At 67.2% G+C, this 15474-nt stretch carries 20 protein-coding genes and 1 pseudogene; 11 read left to right on the top strand and 10 right to left on the bottom strand.

Translation table 11 applies throughout. The features are described from left to right. From ACFE71_RS08035 to ACFE71_RS08015, 5 genes and pseudogenes are all read left to right on the top strand, one after another. Positions 1–634: pseudogene (locus ACFE71_RS08035) on the top strand (nitrite/sulfite reductase); the annotation flags it as partial. Positions 635–820: 186 nt separating this feature from the next. Continuing rightward, positions 821–1279, top strand: a complete 459-nt coding sequence (locus tag ACFE71_RS08030; RefSeq protein WP_375428285.1) for a DUF934 domain-containing protein — start codon at positions 821–823, stop codon at positions 1277–1279. Beyond that, positions 1272–2030, top strand: coding sequence for a phosphoadenylyl-sulfate reductase (locus ACFE71_RS08025; protein ID WP_375428284.1), 759 nt, complete (start codon positions 1272–1274; stop codon positions 2028–2030). The genes ACFE71_RS08030 and ACFE71_RS08025 overlap by 8 nt, the downstream gene beginning before the upstream one ends. 115 nt (positions 2031–2145) lie before the next feature. Continuing rightward, entirely contained in the window at positions 2146–2697 is a 552-nt protein-coding gene (locus ACFE71_RS08020; protein WP_375428283.1) for a hypothetical protein, read from the top strand. A gap of 912 nt (positions 2698–3609) precedes the next feature. After that, on the top strand, positions 3610–3900 hold the full coding sequence (locus ACFE71_RS08015; protein WP_375428282.1) for a hypothetical protein: 291 nt from the start codon (positions 3610–3612) through the stop codon (positions 3898–3900). A 273-nt stretch (positions 3901–4173) separates the two neighbouring features. Here ACFE71_RS08015 and ACFE71_RS08010 read toward each other — a convergent pair whose 3' ends face one another. Then, a complete protein-coding gene (locus ACFE71_RS08010) occupies positions 4174–5673 on the bottom strand; it encodes a replicative DNA helicase (protein ID WP_375428281.1) in 1500 nt (499 codons plus the stop codon). Positions 5674–5774: 101 nt separating this feature from the next. Between ACFE71_RS08010 and ACFE71_RS08005 the strand changes: the two genes are divergently transcribed. From ACFE71_RS08005 to ACFE71_RS07995, 3 genes are read left to right on the top strand one after another with little or no spacing between them, the layout of a single operon-like run. Further along, positions 5775–6257 carry a UPF0262 family protein gene (locus tag ACFE71_RS08005; protein WP_375428280.1) on the top strand — a complete coding sequence of 161 codons (483 nt, stop codon included), beginning with the start codon at positions 5775–5777 and terminating at the stop codon, positions 6255–6257. A gap of 1 nt (position 6258) precedes the next feature. Next, positions 6259–6705: a cytidine deaminase gene (locus ACFE71_RS08000; RefSeq protein WP_375428279.1), complete on the top strand. Its 447-nt coding sequence runs from the start codon at positions 6259–6261 to the stop codon at positions 6703–6705. A gap of 9 nt (positions 6706–6714) precedes the next feature. Continuing rightward, a complete protein-coding gene (locus ACFE71_RS07995; RefSeq protein WP_375428278.1) occupies positions 6715–7527 on the top strand; it encodes an APH(3') family aminoglycoside O-phosphotransferase in 813 nt (270 codons plus the stop codon). A 26-nt stretch (positions 7528–7553) separates the two neighbouring features. On the opposite strand, the gene ACFE71_RS07990 is transcribed toward ACFE71_RS07995, so the two are convergent. Beyond that, positions 7554–7970, bottom strand: a complete 417-nt coding sequence (locus tag ACFE71_RS07990; RefSeq protein WP_375428277.1) for an NUDIX domain-containing protein — start codon at positions 7968–7970, stop codon at positions 7554–7556. Positions 7971–8014: 44 nt separating this feature from the next. After that, positions 8015–8557 carry an MOSC domain-containing protein gene (locus ACFE71_RS07985; RefSeq protein ID WP_375428276.1) on the bottom strand — a complete coding sequence of 181 codons (543 nt, stop codon included), beginning with the start codon at positions 8555–8557 and terminating at the stop codon, positions 8015–8017. A 112-nt stretch (positions 8558–8669) separates the two neighbouring features. Between ACFE71_RS07985 and dcd the strand changes: the two genes are divergently transcribed. Next, positions 8670–9224, top strand: a complete 555-nt coding sequence (dcd, locus tag ACFE71_RS07980) for a dCTP deaminase (RefSeq protein ID WP_375428275.1) — start codon at positions 8670–8672, stop codon at positions 9222–9224. A gap of 31 nt (positions 9225–9255) precedes the next feature. Here the strand turns inward: dcd and ACFE71_RS07975 are convergent, their stop codons facing one another. The 5 genes from ACFE71_RS07975 to ACFE71_RS07955 all read right to left on the bottom strand — a co-directional run bounded on the left by ACFE71_RS07975 (position 9256) and on the right by ACFE71_RS07955 (position 13104). Next, positions 9256–9615 (bottom strand): tetratricopeptide repeat protein, encoded by a 360-nt coding sequence (locus ACFE71_RS07975; RefSeq protein WP_375428274.1) that lies wholly within the window; start codon positions 9613–9615, stop codon positions 9256–9258. 894 nt (positions 9616–10509) lie between these two features. Continuing rightward, on the bottom strand, positions 10510–10938 hold the full coding sequence (locus ACFE71_RS07970; RefSeq protein WP_375428273.1) for an ExbD/TolR family protein: 429 nt from the start codon (positions 10936–10938) through the stop codon (positions 10510–10512). A gap of 21 nt (positions 10939–10959) precedes the next feature. Further along, a complete protein-coding gene (locus ACFE71_RS07965) occupies positions 10960–11445 on the bottom strand; it encodes an ExbD/TolR family protein (protein WP_375428272.1) in 486 nt (161 codons plus the stop codon). Positions 11446–11543: 98 nt separating this feature from the next. Beyond that, positions 11544–12368: a MotA/TolQ/ExbB proton channel family protein gene (locus ACFE71_RS07960; protein WP_375428271.1), complete on the bottom strand. Its 825-nt coding sequence runs from the start codon at positions 12366–12368 to the stop codon at positions 11544–11546. A 52-nt stretch (positions 12369–12420) separates the two neighbouring features. Next, on the bottom strand, positions 12421–13104 hold the full coding sequence (locus ACFE71_RS07955) for an energy transducer TonB (protein WP_375404024.1): 684 nt from the start codon (positions 13102–13104) through the stop codon (positions 12421–12423). Positions 13105–13322: 218 nt separating this feature from the next. Between ACFE71_RS07955 and ACFE71_RS07950 the strand changes: the two genes are divergently transcribed. Further along, on the top strand, positions 13323–14207 hold the full coding sequence (locus ACFE71_RS07950) for a hypothetical protein (RefSeq protein WP_375428270.1): 885 nt from the start codon (positions 13323–13325) through the stop codon (positions 14205–14207). Here ACFE71_RS07950 and ACFE71_RS07945 read toward each other — a convergent pair. Both ACFE71_RS07945 and ACFE71_RS07940 read right to left on the bottom strand, forming a co-directional pair. Next, positions 14180–14461, bottom strand: coding sequence for a Rossmann fold domain-containing protein (locus tag ACFE71_RS07945; RefSeq protein ID WP_375428269.1), 282 nt, complete (start codon positions 14459–14461; stop codon positions 14180–14182). The two genes, ACFE71_RS07950 and ACFE71_RS07945, sit on opposite strands and share 28 nt — an antisense overlap. After that, positions 14452–14853, bottom strand: a complete 402-nt coding sequence (locus ACFE71_RS07940; RefSeq protein WP_375428268.1) for a dihydroneopterin aldolase — start codon at positions 14851–14853, stop codon at positions 14452–14454. The genes ACFE71_RS07945 and ACFE71_RS07940 overlap by 10 nt, the downstream gene beginning before the upstream one ends. 63 nt (positions 14854–14916) lie before the next feature. Here ACFE71_RS07940 and ACFE71_RS07935 point away from each other — a divergent pair, with 63 nt between their 5' ends. Then, on the top strand, positions 14917–15465 hold the full coding sequence (locus ACFE71_RS07935) for a GNAT family N-acetyltransferase (RefSeq protein ID WP_375428267.1): 549 nt from the start codon (positions 14917–14919) through the stop codon (positions 15463–15465). Positions 15466–15474: the final 9 nt, after the last annotated feature.

Genomic DNA, 15474 nt, shown 5'->3' with positions numbered 1-15474 from the left:
CAGCCTCAAGCCCATCGGCGGCATCCCCGGCGACGCCACCGCCGAGCAGATCGACTTCATGGCCGACCTGGCGGAACGCTACAGCCATGACGAACTCCGCGTCACCCACAGCCAGAATATCGTCCTGCCCCACGTCCGTCAGGCCGACCTCCACGCGATCTGGACCCAGCTCAGCGCCGCCGGCCTCGCCGAGCCCAACCTGGACCTCATCACCGACATCATCGCCTGCCCCGGCCTCGATTACTGCAGCCTCGCCAACGCCCGCTCGATACCCCTCGCGCAGAAGATCGCGACCCGCTTCGCCGATCGCGACCGCCAGGCCGAACTGGGTGAACTGAAACTCAAGATCAGCGGCTGCATCAACGCCTGCGGTCACCATCACGCCGGTCACATCGGCATCCTGGGTGTCGACAAGAAAGGCACCGAGAACTACCAGCTCTCGCTCGGCGGCTCGGGCGCAGAGGACGTCTCGCTCGGCAAGATCACCGGCCCTGGCTTCTCGGAGGACGGCGTAGTCGACGCGATCGAACGCGTCACCGACCATTATCTCGCCGTCCGCACGGAAGGCGAGCGCTTCCTCGACACCTACCGCCGCGTCGGCATGGAGCCCTTCAAGGAGGCGATCTATGGCTGATCCGCTCCCCTCCCTTTCGCGGGAGGACTCCGTCCTGCTCCCCTCCCGCTCGCGGGAGGACTCCGTCCTGCTCCCCTCCCGCTCGCGGGAGGGGCTGGGGGAGGGCCTGTCCACTAGCCCCGCCCTCACCCGGACGGACCTTCCCTCCCCCGACCCCTCCCGCGCGCGGGAGGGGAGGAGTTTCCCATGAACGACGCCGAACAGACCGACATCGGCGGCGAGCCCCTGCTCCGTTTCCGCGACGACGAACCGCATGACGAGATCAACGTGACGCTCGAGGCCTTCGTCGACGGCCAGACCAACGCCACAGCCGTCCGGTTGGAGGCGGGGGACGACGCGCGCGCGCTCCTCCCCTATCTCGGCCAACTCGCCCTCGTCGAGGTGAGCTTCCCCACCTTCCGCGACGGCCGCGGCTATTCCGCCGCCCGCATCCTGCGTGAGGGCGGCTACACCGGCGAGCTGCGCGCGGCGGGCGACGTGCTCGTCGACCAGCTGCCCTTCATGCGCCGCTGCGGCTTCGACAGCTTCGCTCCCGAGAACGAGCTCGACGCCGCCGCCCTGAAGCGCGCGCTCGACCGCTACGACCACCAGTATCAGCGCGCGGCCGACAGCGCCGTGCCCGTCTGGAAGCTTCGGCATGGGTAACGCCGCCCGCGCGCTTGACTGGATCGACACCGGCCGCGTCTACACGACCGATGACGCCGACGCGTTCGAGGCCCGGTTCGTCGGCGTCCCCGCCCCCGTCATGCTCGCCGACCTGCTCACCGGCGAGCTGCGCGGCCATATCGCCGCCGTCTCCTCGTTCGGGGCCGAGTCCGCCGTCCTCCTCCACATGATCGCCGCCGTCGACCGCGATGTCCCCGTCGTCTTCACCAACACGCAAAAGATCTTCGGCGAAACGCTCGCCTACCGCGACGAACTCGCCGAACGTCTCGGCCTGACCGACCTGCGCGTCTACCGCCCCGACCCCCGCCTCCTCGCGGCCAAGGACGCGACCGGCCTGCGCTGGTCCTACGACCCCGACGGATGCTGCGAACTCCGCAAGGTCGAACCGCTCGCCCGCGCGCTCCAGCCCTTCGACGCCTGGATCAGCGGTCGCAAGGGTTTCCAGTCCGGCACCAGGCGCGCCCTCCCCCGCTTCGAGGCGGAGGCCGGTCGCTTGAAGATCAACCCGCTCGCCAGCTGGGCCAAGCCCGACCTCGACGCCTATTTCGACGTCCACAAGCTCCCCCGCCATCCGCTCGAGGCGCAGGGCTATCCCTCGATCGGCTGCGCGCCCTGCACCAGCAGGGTCCAGCCCGGCGAAGATCCGCGCGCCGGTCGTTGGCGCGGCTGGGACAAGGTCGAATGCGGCATCCACGTCGCCAACGCGCCCGGCGAAGACCCGATCTTCTGACGACCGGCGACCCCCGGTTGTAGAACATGGATCATTGAAATCGGGAACACCGCCCCGTTCCCGCCGTTCTTCACCCGTGTCCGACCTCCCCGGGCCGAGAACGGAGTCCAGTATCATGACCCCCAGCACCAGCCATATTTCCGCTGTTTTCGACAGCGAGGCCGAGGCCGACCGCGCGCTCGCCGACCTGCGCGCCTCGGGCGTTCCCGATCGCGCGCTGTCGATCATCGCCAAGCATGACGGTAAGACCACCGAGACCAGCGGCACCGGCGAGACGAGCGGCGGTCACGGCTCCATCATCCGTGGCCTGGTCGGCGGGGGCGCGCTCGGCGCGGGCCTCGGTGTCGCCGCCCTCGCCATTCCCGGCGTCGGCCCGCTTGCCGCGCTTGGCGCGATCGCCGCCTCCGCCGCCCCCGAGGCGGCGATCATCGGCGGCGCGCTCGGCGCGGCGGCGGGCGGCCTGAACGAGATGCTCAACAAGCACGGCGTGTCCAAGGAGGACGCGGGCTACTATACCGACCATATCGGCCGCGGCGGCACCTTCATCTCGGTCGACACGGGCGTCGGCGCGACGGATCCCACGATGGTCGACCGCATCTTCCGCGATCATGGCGGCCACAATTCGGCCAACGCGCGCACCACGCCGGTCACCTCGACCGCATACTGACCTGTAGCTTGCCCCTCTCCGAACGTGTTTTATGGAGCGGAACGGTAGGCCCAATAACAGCGGATGATGGGCGGGGCGGCCGCGAAAGTGGCCGCCCCGATCGGATGAATGGCGAGCCCCGCCCTCGCCGCCATCACCCGGAAGTTCAGAAAACTTGCCGGGCCGCTTTCGATGCAGCTAAACGACATAATCACCTTGGTTTAACGTCTTCCGTTCCAAGCAAATTCTGTTTGCACCGCATTTCGAACGGACTGTCATGGATCACGAAACGTCAGGGCGGCGAGAGATCGGGTCGAGAGAAGCCTCATATGCGGGCTCCGGTCTAGTATTCGGGTCAAGGTCGGACCTGCATCGATGACGCAGGGTAAGGCATCGCCCTTCAGCGATCCGGTCCATAGGGATATGGAGGCGATCTTCAGTCGCTTGAAGGACCGGCCACGCCCCGCGCTCGGCTATGGCATCCCCGGCTCGCGCGCTCGCGAGACCTTCGCCGCCCGCCAAAGCCGGGGGCGGCTCTCGAGGCGGGTCGTCGCGCCCGTCATCCTCGGCTGCGTGCTCTTGGCGTCCTTGGGAGGGGCTCTGGCCTTCAACGAACTCAACGTCACGTCGGTGACGGGTGCCGCGGTCCGGGCACCGGCCGGGGCCGATCGATCCGGGAGGGCGTCATCGGCGTCCAACCGTCCACCGATCGCCGCCGCGGAACTCGACACCTCTACCGGGACGACCCTACGGCCCGAAGAAGGATCGCCCGCTTCCAGTCGAAGGCCGCCCGAGCAATCGGTATACGGTGCCGGACGGAGGTCTCCTTCTCCTGGGAGCCGCCAGACATCGGTGCCTTCGCATGACTTGGCACCACGGACAGGGCCGTCGTCGATTTCCGCGGCAGGTGCGACAGGTGAAACCACGGTCCGCGTGTTCTACGACGCGCTTGGCGCGGGGGACGGTGAGAAGGCTTCGGCCCAGGTCGTTGCGGAAAAACGGTCAAGCCGAGCGTTCTCACCCAGGGCGATCACGCGCTTCTACGGTGGTCTGCCGGAACCGATCCGGCTGACGAGGGTCACGCCGATCGCCTCTGGCGCCTATCGCGTGAGGTATCGGTATTCGGCCGGCAGTCGGCGATGCGACGGCCGGGCGGTCGTGATCCTCGCCCACCGGGGCGGTCGCGATTACATCCGCTCGATCCGCGCGTTGGATGGTTGTTGATCGGCTACCTCGGCGAAAACCGCTGTCCTACAAGCTTCGACTCATGCCAGTCGGGTAGCGACTCGGGACTACCCGTTCCCGCGCTCTTTGAAATCGTCAACTCCTCGCGATGACGTCCATCGACAGCACGACCGATCGATCCGGCTACGGCGTGCCGAACCGCTCGGTTCATCGCACTTCCGGCTGTCTAGGCGTTACCTTCGTTACCTTCGTTACCTTCGACCGCTTGTCACCCCGACGCGTTGGCGTGAACTTTAGTGAACTTACGCCCGCTCAATACCCGGCATAATCCGAAAACCGCGTGAAGGTGGGGTCGAACTTCAACGTCACCTTGCCCGTGGCGCCGTGCCGCTGCTTGGCCACGATCAGCTCGGCGAGGCCGTATACCCGCTCCATATCCGCCGCCCATTTCGAATGGTCGTCGAATGTGCGTCCGTCGTCGCCCTCGGCCGGCCGCTTGGGTTCCTTGGCCGCGACGTAATAATCCTCGCGGTACACGAACCAGACCATGTCCGCGTCCTGCTCGATCGACCCCGACTCGCGCAGGTCGGACAGCTGCGGCCGCTTGTCCTCGCGCTGCTCCACCGCGCGGCTCAGCTGCGACAGCGCCAGCACCGGCACGTTCAGGTCCTTGGCCAACGTCTTCAGGCCTCGGCTGATCTCCGATATCTCCTGCACCCGGTTCTCCGCCGACCCCTTGCCGCCCCCGGTCAGCAGCTGGAGGTAATCGACCACCACCAGCCCGATCTCGTTATTGTGCCGCCGCTGCAGCCGCCGAACGCGCGTATGCAGCGCGCCGATCGACAGCCCGCCCGTATCGTCGATATAAAGCGGCAGGTTCTCCAGCTCGGCCGCCGCCGCCGCCAGCTGCCCGAACTCCGCCTTCGATATCTTGCCCATGCGGAGCGATTCGGAGCTGATTTTCGACTGCTCCGCCAGGATGCGCGTCGCCAGCTGGTCCGCGCTCATCTCGAGCGAAAAGAACGCGACCTTGGCTCCGACGCTGTCGGCGGGCGCGATTCCGTCGCGCTGATCCTGCATCCAGCGCCTGGCCGCGTTGAAGGCGATATTCGTCGCCAGCGCGGTCTTCCCCATGCCCGGACGCCCCGCCAGGATCATCAGGTCCGAATGATGCATCCCGCCGATCTTGGCGTTGATGCTGTCCAGCCCCGTCGTCACGCCCGACAAATTGCCGCCCGAGTTCAGCGCGCGCTCGGCCATCTTAACCGCCATCGTCGTCGCCTGCGCGAACGACTTGACCGCGTTCTCCGCGCCGCCGTCGGCCGCGACCTTGAACAGCTCCTCCTCCGCCAGCTCGATCTGCGCGCGCGGATTGACCTCCTCCGATGTGTCCATCGCCCGGTCGACCAGTGTGCGCCCCACCGTCACCAGCGCGCGGAGCATCGCCAGGTCATAGATCTGCGTCGCGAACTGCCGCGCCCCGATCAGCCCCGCGCCGCTCCCCGTCAGCCCCGCGAGATACGCCGGCCCGCCCAGCTCCTTCATGCCCTCGTCCGCATCGAACATCGGGCGCAGCGTCACCGGGGTCGCCAGCATGTCATTCGACCGAAGCGTCTTGATCGCGGCGAAGACACGCCCGTGCAGCGGCTCGAAAAAGTGCGCGGGCTCCAGCCGATCCAGCAAATCGTCCGCCAGCCGGTTGTCGATCATCATCGCGCCGAGCATCGCCGCCTCCGCCTCGACGTTCCGAGGCAAGTGCTGCGGCTCGGCCGCGGCCAGAGCGGCGGGAGTCGGGAATGCGAGGGTGGCCATCCGGGCCGTTTGGACCAGCGGTCTCCGCCCCTCAACCCGTCCGGCGTGGAATGGTGGGGATAAGATTGTGACGACGCCACGTCGCCCGTAAGGCGTGGCGCATGGCCGATCCGCGCATCATCGACGTGCAGCTCGACGAGCGCACGATCCTGTGGCGCTCGGCCGATGTCGAGCAGGAACGCCGCATCGCCATCTTCGACCTGATCGAGGGCAACCACTTCGCGCCGCAGCGTGCCTATCCCGACGGCTATGCGGGCCCGTACCGCGTCGCGCTCTCGGTCGAGGAGGGCCGCCTCGCCCTCCACATCAAGCGCGAGGACGACATGCTCCTCGAAACGCTGGTACTCGCGCTAGGCCGCTTCCGCCGCCCCATCCGCGACTATTTCGCGATCTGCGACAGCTACTACCAGGCGATCCGCGCCTCGACCCCCCAACAGATCGAGACGGTCGACATGGCCAGGCGCGCCCTCCACAACGACGCCGCCGAGCTGCTCCGCGACCGCCTCGCCGGCAAGATCGAGGTCGATTTCGACACTGCCCGCCGCCTTTTCACGCTCATCTGCGTGCTCCACATCCGAGGGTAGAGTGACCGACCAAGATCGTCTCATCGCCGCCGCCCGATCGGCCGCCAAGAACGCCTACGCTCCCTATTCCCGCTTCGCCGTCGGCGCCGCCGTCCTGTTGGCCGACGGCGCGATCGTCACCGGCGCGAATGTCGAGAACGCCAGCTACGGCCTATCCCTCTGCGCCGAGACCGTCGCCGTCGCGACCGCCAGCGCGCAAGGTCGCCTGGCCGACATCGTCGCGATCAGCATCGTCGGCGGCCTGATGGACGCGGACGGCGCGGCGCACGGCACCGACCCCATCCGCCCCTGCGGCCGCTGCCGCCAGGTCCTGAACGAGGCCGCGCAGCTCGGCGGCCGCGACCTCGACATCCGGTGCGGCGGGATCACCGGCGACCAAGTGGAGGAGCACCGACTATCCGACCTTCTCCCCCATAGTTTCGGGCCGGCGAACTTGGGACCGAGCTGAGGGCATGCAATGAACGACAATGAACGCGAGTGCCCCGTACCGCCCGTAACGGTCCCCGACGGCCTCGCCGCACTCGTGGCCGGTTACGATTGGGGCCGCGATCTGGTCGGCGAGTCCGGCAGCTCCGTCCGGCGATTGCACGCGCCGGAACGACCGACGCTCTACCTCAAGCACGGCGCGAACGAGATCGGGCCGCAGATCATCGACGAGTTCGCCCGCCTCGCATGGCTCGCAAAGCACATGCCGGTTCCTCGCATCCGTCGGTTCATCGCCGCCCCGGCCGACGCATGGTTGCTGACCGACGCCCTCCCTGGCCGGACCGCCCATCAGCGGCTGGTCGACGAGCCGGAGCGCGGCCGGCTCATCGTCGTGGCGATCATCGCCTTTTTGAAGCGGCTGCACGCCATCCCGCCCGACCATTGCCCGTTCAACGCCGCCCACCCGCTTCGGCTCGCCCACGCGCATGAGCGCATGGTCGCAGGCGAGGTCGATCGCGACGACTTCGGCGACGATCATGCGGGGTGGAGCACCGAGCGGCTCTGGGACCACATGACCGCATTCCTGCCCTTCGAACCCGATCCCGTCGTCACGCACGGCGACTGGTCGCTCGACAACATCCTGCTCGACGGCGACCGCGTCGCCGGGTGCATCGACATCGACCGCGCGGGCATCGCCGACCGGTATCAGGATCTCGCCATCCTCCATGACTGCCTGGGCGAGTTCGATCCCTCGCTCCGGGACGAGATGTGGCGTGCCTACGGCATCGCCCGTCCCGACCGCCGAAAGATCGACTTCCACCTCGCGCTCGACGAGTTCTTCTAGTCGCGGCCGATCCCGCGAACCGCCCTTCACCACCGCCCGTCAGACACCCGCTCGCCCCGAAGCTCGGCGACTCGACGCAGCGTCGCGGAGGAGGTCGAGGGCGGCAGGGCGTCGAACGCAAAGAACTTCGCCTCGATCACCTCCGTCCCGTCGACACAAGGCGCGTCGACCGTGGTCGCGCGGAATAGATGCACCGTGTCGCGCCTGCCCTCCGCGCTCGACCGGAACATTCCCAGCCCGCACAATGCGTCCAAGCGGCAGGCCACCTCCTCCATCAGCTCCCGCTGGGCCGCGTCTTCCAGAGACTCGCTTCGTTTCACTCCACCCCCGGGGAGCACCCACAGATCGCGTCGTCCATAACCGTTACGCACGAGCAGCAGCCGCTCCCGCGCATCGAGCGTCATGACCTTCACTCCTCGGGTGCGCCATTCGACCAACGCCATGGCCCGGCATCGAAGCGCATATCCCGTATCAAGCAGAGCGCGCCTCACACCCGCTCCAGCCGCTCATGAGGCGGCGGCGGCAGGTCGACTCCGATCGTGTCGCCCGGCCTAACCGTCCCGCCCGCCACCACCACCGCCATCACCCCGGACTTGCGCACAAGCTCCCCCTCCGGCGTCCGGTCGAGCACCGCCGCGAGCAGCCCGGGCCGGTGCCGCTCGATCTGCGCACACGGATTGCGCAGGCCCGTGACTTCCACCACCGCCGACACACCCAATCGCAGCCGCGCTCGGCGCGGCAGCCCGAGCAGGTCGATCCCGCGCGTCGTGACGTTCTCGCCCAGCTCGGCGGGCGCGACCGCGAACCCCTTAGCCGCAAGCTCGTCGAACAGCTCGGCATGGATCAGGTGCACCTGCCGCAGGTTGGGCTGGGTCGGGTCCGCCCTGATCCGCGACAAATGCTGGACGGTCACGCCCAGATGCGCGTCGCCCTCGACGCCCAGCCCAGCCAAGAGCGTGATTTCCGCTTCCGCCTGCTTGGAGAAGCGATGGTCTTTCGACCGCGCCACCGCATGTACCTCAGCGCCCACCCATAGCCTCCCGTCAGCACTGGGATTGTTCGGGCCGGACATGCACCGGTGTCAACGCCCACTTGCCGCTCACCCGCGTCCGCGCGAAAGCGGTCGGGAAGGGAAACATCGAATGTCCGTCCAATCCGATCGCTGGATCCGCGAGCGCGCGCTTCGCGATCGCATGATCGAGCCGTTCGTCGAAAGCCAGCGCCGCGACGGCTGCATCAGCTACGGCCTCAGCTCCTACGGCTACGACGCGCGCGTCGCGGACGAGTTCAAGATCTTCACCAACGTCGACTCCGCGGTCGTCGACCCCAAGGACTTCGCCGCGAACAGCTTCGTCGACCGCAAGACCGACGTCTGCACCGTCCCACCCAACAGCTTCGCGTTGGCGCGCACGGTGGAGTATTTCCGCGTCCCCCGCGACGTGCTCGTCATCTGCCTGGGCAAGTCGACCTATGCGCGCTGCGGGATCATCGTCAACGTCACCCCGCTCGAACCCGGCTGGGAGGGGCATGTCACGCTGGAGTTCTCCAACACCACGCCGCTTCCCGCCCGCATCTATGCCAACGAGGGCGCGTGCCAATTCCTTTTCCTGGCCGGAAACGAGCCCTGCGAGGTCAGCTATGCCGACCGCGCGGGCAAGTACATGCGCCAGACCGGCGTGACGCCGCCACGCCTTTGATGGTGCAGGCGCGGACGGCTTGCGCGTACGATCAGCGAGAGGCGACCGCCAAATTGCGCTGGACCGCGGCGAGCGCGACCGTCGCAAGCGCGTGCGACGATGCCTCGCGGCCCGAAGGCAAGTCCAGCATCGTGGCGGGCAGCTTGAGCACTCGCGCATACAGCGTGCTCGCTTCGGCCGTCCGCCCGGTGCGGCCATATATGGCGGCGAGATTGAGCAGGAGTTCCGGCCGACTGGGAAATATGCGGCGCTCGGCGACCAAGATCCGCTCGGCGGCGGCAAGATCGCCCGCGGCGATTGCCTGGTAACCGGTGCGGTCCTTGGCGTGGATCGGTGCGGCCAAGGCTAGGATCGCCGAAACCGCCCCCGCCGAGACAAGGTGCTTGATCATGGTCATTCTCCTTCTGATTACGTTGATGTGACACTCTTATGACGGATGAATGACACTTGTGCAAGCGGCGCAGTGCCATATTGCCAACCTTCGTGCGCCGGTACGAGCCAGGGCATTGTCGCCGGACATGCGGCGGTTCAGACCATCATGGTATGCGCTACCGAGGTCGCACGATCCATTCGCACGGAGCGAGCGGAAGCGCGGATGCCGGCTGGTCGATCGACTAGGCTTGCAATGTCGACACATGCTGCGCCGGGTGCGTCAGGTACGACGGTATCCCCGCCGCGTTCGCCAAAGTATCTGACGAAGCGATAATTGCCGCAAGGCGATCACCTTCGCCGCTTCGAGACATGGTCGCCTATTAAAGGACGACGTTCCTCCGAGGCAAACCGGATATCCGGCCGATCGGTCATGCTGGTTGATTATAATGCAATAACTAATCCGGCCCGGGACCAGGAGGCGCATCGTACATTCGTAATCGTCGGTGAGAGCGATCATACATCTGGGATCCACTCTCACGCCTACATAGAAAGGTGGATACATAATAACGCGTTGGCAGGCGCAATGGTGCGAACTACCTGTTCGTGCGGCACGACGCCTTTGGATGAACCTACCAACCCGCGGATCAAGTGACCGGCGCGCCATCAGGGCGACAGGTACGAATCCTATCTTTCCATATGGTTCGGGATTATTGATCTCAACTTTGACCGCGCTACTTGGCCATCCAACGACGACGCGCGATTGAGCATGGTCGACCGGCGTAATCCGCTTCGTGCACGTCCATCGCTCCGGCTTCCTATCGGCCATCCTGGCTTGTGACCTCTCGAGCGCTCTTGGGATAAAAAAGGCGGCCCCAAAGGACCGCCCACCCATCACGTTCCCATCCACCCGGGATCAGAAGTCGCGGTAATATTGTTCGTTGCCGACGAAACCCAGCTTGCTGATATTCGACCGCTTTATGACAGCAAGCGTCTGGTCGACGACCTCATAGCGCGCTTTCGGGTCGGGCTGGAATTGCAACTCAGGCTCGGGCACGATCGTCGCCGACTGGTCGAGGAACTGGCGCAACGTCACCTCATTCACGGGCACGTTGTTCCAGGCGATCAGGCCCGCGGGATCGATCGTGATCTTGTTCTTTTGCGGGTCGACCGGCGGTTGCCGCTGGTTGGGATCGTTGACCGGCAGGTCGACCTTCACCGCATGGGTTTGGATCGGGATGGTGATGATGAACATGATGAGGAGCACGAGCAGGACGTCGATCAACGGCGTCATGTTCAACTCCATCATCGGCTGGCCGTCATCGTTGCCGCCGCTCATGGCCATTTCTAATACTCCTGCTTGGTCTTAGGTGCGAACGACCGCGCCGCCGGGGGGCGGTTCGGAAATAAAGCCGACCTTGGCGAAGCCCGCACGTTGCATCGTGTAGATCGCGCCGCCGACGCACTGCCAGGGCGTGTTCACGTCGCCGCGAATGTGGGCCTCGGGCAACTCAAGCGCGGGATTGCCCACGCCGCCCTGCCGCGCGATCTCCGCCTTCAGCTTGGCGACCGCGCGATCCTCCAGTTCCTGGTGCCCGACGCGGCTTGTATTCCAATAAACGGCACAGGTACCGTCGGGCGCGGTCGAGATCGATAGCGACACGTTCTCCGGCTTGGTCTGCGTCGGATCGAAGCGCACCGCCGGCAATTTCAACGGCACCGTCTGGAGCACGACCGGGATCGCGATCAGGAAGATAATCAGCAGCACCAGCATCACGTCGACGAGCGGCGTGGTGTTGATATCCGATAGCGGCTTCTCCTCGGCGCCGTCGCCGCCAACACTCATCGCCATCTGCGGTCGTTCCTACTTGCGGTGACGAACCACGCGGCTCCGTCCACCTGGATTGGCGGAGCCGCCGGTATGACGGCCCCGACCCTTTTTCGCGCTATTTACGAGCGGCTCTGAACCGCGCCTGTCTGGCCGGCGTTCGCGTTGCCGGTCGAACCCGTCGCGCCCGGAGTCGGGCGAGCCGCACCGGTCGTGCCCGGGCCGGTCGTCGCACGCACCGTCGGCCGCACCGCGCCATTCGACGCCAGGAAGCCAAGCACGTCGTTTGAGAAGGACGACAGCTCCTCGGCGATATGCTTGTTGCGGCGCTGCAGCCAGTTGTACGACAGCACCGCGGGAACCGCGACGACCAGGCCGAGCGCGGTCATGATCAGCGCCTCGCCGACCGGACCCGCGACCGCGTCGATCGAGGCCTGCCCCGACGAACCGATCTTGATGAGCGCGCGGTAGATGCCGATCACGGTGCCGAACAGCCCGATGAACGGCGCGGTGGCGCCGACCGTCGCGAGAAAGGCCAAGCCCGAACCGAGCTTGGAGTTGATAGCCGCTTCCGAACGCGCAAGCGAGCCGTGCAGCCAGTCGTGCGCCTCGACCGGATCGGTCAGGCGGGTATGCTGCTCCTGCGCGGAAAGCCCATCGTCGACGAGCTGCTTGTAGGCCGAGTTCTTCTCGAGCTTGGCCGAACCCTCGCGCAGCGAGTTGGACTGCCAGAAGGCCTGCCGGACGCGCTTGGCTTGATTGATGATCTTCTGCTGCTCGAACAGCTTGGAGAACAGGATGTAGAATGACACGACCGACATGATCACCAGGATGCCGAACACGGTCTGCGAAATCAGCCCGCCTTCGCGCAACGCGGCCGATAAGCCGTAGGGGGACTCGCCCGTGGCGGCGGCGGCGCCTCCGGCGGCTAGGATGGTGGTGAGCATCAAGAGATATCCTTTGCGTAATCAGATGGCTGATCGAATTGGAAGAACAGTATCAATCTTCGGGCAAGCGCCACGTAACCGGCAACGTAAACTTGGACGCAATGTTGTTACCGCTGTCGTCCTTGGCCGGGGTGAACCGCACCCGGCTCCGCGCGATGCGGCACGTCGTGCTATCCAGGTCGTTGTTGCCGCTCGAAGACGTGACCGTGCAGTTGCTCACGCGACCGTCGGGGCCGACGTCCAGACTGGCCACGACGCGACCCGAGGCTCCGGCGCGGACGGCCGCAGGCGGATAGGCGTCGTCCGAGAAGAACTGCCCCGCATTGCCCTTCAACCCTGCGCGCTGCGACACGCGCGGCGGAGCCGGTGGAGCAGGCGGCGGTGCCGGCGGGGCGGGCGGGGCGGCGATCACCGTCGGGGTATAGACCGGCGGCGGGATCGGCACCGTCCGGATCGCGATGACCGGCGGATTCGGATTGCGCACGATCGGCGGCGGCGACACCACCGGCGGCGGCTGCAGATCGGGCTGCTCGGGCGGCGGCGGCGGCGGCTCCTCGGGCGGCGGCGGCGGCGGCGGCTCCTCCACGTCGAACGTATTCAGCTTCTCGCTGGCCGCCTTCACATACTTGTATGCGAGACCAGTCACGAGCGCGTAGCCCAGCGCCGCGTGGATGATCGCCACGATAATGAGCGCGACGATCTTGCCCGATGACGCTTTTTGGTCGGCATAGGCCATTCGGCAACGTCACTCCTTGTCCATTTTCCGGTTTGCGCCGCCGTGACGTCGCGCCGGAGAGCGCCGCATCGGATCAACTCCTCCGCGCGGCCATTTCCAATTCCTAACGAGGCGATAACGGCCGTGCAAACGCTTTGTCCGCCAGGGCGATCGTTATAATAGATAAGTTCGACTTTTGTTTCTGTAACATTCACGTTGAATGGCGTAGCCGTCGAACCATGCAGATCGTCTTTCCCGCCCCGCGCGGCCTCGCGCTGGCGGCCTCGTTCCTGCTGGCCACCGCTCCCGCCGCCGCGCGGCAGGCCGGGCCCGCGCCGCAGGCGGTCATGGCCTCCGAAGCCGGGGCGCTCCCCTATCCCGACCTCACCGACCTGGTGCTCGCCAGTTCAGTGGTCGCCGACGCAACGGTACGGTCCACCGTCCGCATCAAGCCGGCCGAGGCCGTCGGCCTGGTACCCGGCGCGGCGCGATTATATGTAGAGGTCGACGCCACCGCGCTGATCCGCGGCCCGGGAGGATTGCCGCCGCGCGTTGGGTACCTGCTCGACCTGCCGATCGACGCGCGTGGCCGCGTTCCCAAGCTTAAGGGACGGCGCGTGCTCTTCTTCGCGCGGCCGGTGCCCGGATCGCCGATGCAGCTCCAACTCGCCGCACCCGATGCCCAACTCGCCTGGACGCCCGCGACCGATGCGCGCGTTCGCCGGATCGCGCGCGAACTGGCGAACGCCGGCGCTCCGCCCGCGGTCGCCGGGATAAGCGGCGCGTTCCACGTTCCCGGTGCGCTGCCGGGCGAGGGCGAAACGCAGATTTTCCTGCGCACCGCCGACGCCGAGCCCATCTCGCTCTCCATCCTGCGCCGCCCGGGCGAAACGCCGCGCTTCGCGGTCGCACTGAGCGAGATCGTCGACGAAAGCGCGGGCCCGCCCGTGCGCGATACATTGCTTTGGTATCGCCTCGCCTGCGGCCTGCCCGCCGCGCTTCCGGACGCCTCGACCGCCCGGTTGGCCGAGAGCGATGCTGCCCGCGCGCGCGCGGACTACGCGTTCGTGCTCGAGCGGCTCGGCCCGTGCATCCGTCAGCGCCCCGCGACCTCCAGCAGCTGACCCGTCACCGAGCGGGCGCCTTCCAGAAACCGCATGGCCGCCTCGATGTCGGGTGGGTGGGCGGTTGGGGCTGGGAGGAGCGCGTTCACCCGCGCGTTCGGGGCGCGTTCGACCGCGAGCGGACCGATCGCCGCGCGCACCTGCGCCGCCGCGAGCGGATCCAGCGCCGGATCGATCAGCACCAGCACCGACTCCGCGTCGGCCGCGCGCACGAGCGCCGCGACGTCGTCCCCCGGTCCGACGGCTATGCGCACGGCCGGTGCCGCACCAGCGTGATCCCGATCGCCTCGCCCTCCTCGCTGATGGCGAGCTTGACGATCTTGACCGCGACTCGCCGGACGCGCCCGTCCTGCAGGAACAGCGTCTCGGCGATGTGGTCCGCAACCGCCTCGATCAGCGTGAAATGCACCCCCGGCGACAACGCCCCCGTCGCCGCGTGCTTCAGGTCCAGATAGTTCTTGGAGGCCGACAACGGACTGTCGGGTGCGAAGCGGCGCGGCGCATCCAGCTTGACCGTTAGCGAGATGCGCAACGGTTGGGGAAGATGCGTCTCCTCCGAATAGATGCCCGTCAGCACGGACACGACCAGGTCGTGGACCTCAAGCTCGAGGCTGTCGTTAATGGGGGCGTTCAACGTGGCGTTCATGCCCACGCCCTTAGCAGACGGGCGCGCTCGCGCGACCCCTTCCCCGGCCTCAAGGACCGCCGCTTGCACCACCTTCCCCTCGATCAGGCCGATCCCGCCGCCGTCGAACGCCTGCTCGACCAGGCGTTCGGCCCCGACCGGCACGCGCGCACCGCATACAAGGTCCGCGGTCCCGCCCGCGCCGTGCCCGAGCTCAGCTTCGCCGCGTTCGAGGGCGATGTCCTGGTCGGCACGGTGCAATGCTGGCCAGTGGCGCTGCTGGCCGACGACGGCGGGGCGCACCCGCTGACGATGGTCGGCCCCGTCGCGGTCGACCCCGTCCGCCAGCGGAGCGGCCTCGGCCGCGCGCTGATGGCGTGCGCGCTCGCCGAAGCGGAGGCGACCGGGGCCGATGAGGCGTTGACCCTGATCGGCGATCCCGAATATTACGGCCGCTTCTTCGGCTTCTCCGCCGACCGCACCGCGCGCTGGCGGCTGCCCGGTCCCGTCGAGCCGCGCCGCCTGCTCGCCCGCGGCGACGCGGTGCCCGATCTCGCCGGCGTGCTCGGCCCCCGCGACCATGTCCAGACCTCGGGCGCGCCCGCTCTGGACGCACGCGCCGCCGCGGCGTAACCCTCCGCC

This window comes from uncultured Sphingomonas sp. (assembly GCF_964237155.1).
Lineage (GTDB): Bacteria > Pseudomonadota > Alphaproteobacteria > Sphingomonadales > Sphingomonadaceae > Sphingomonas.
This window is presented reverse-complemented; position numbering and strand designations above follow the sequence as displayed.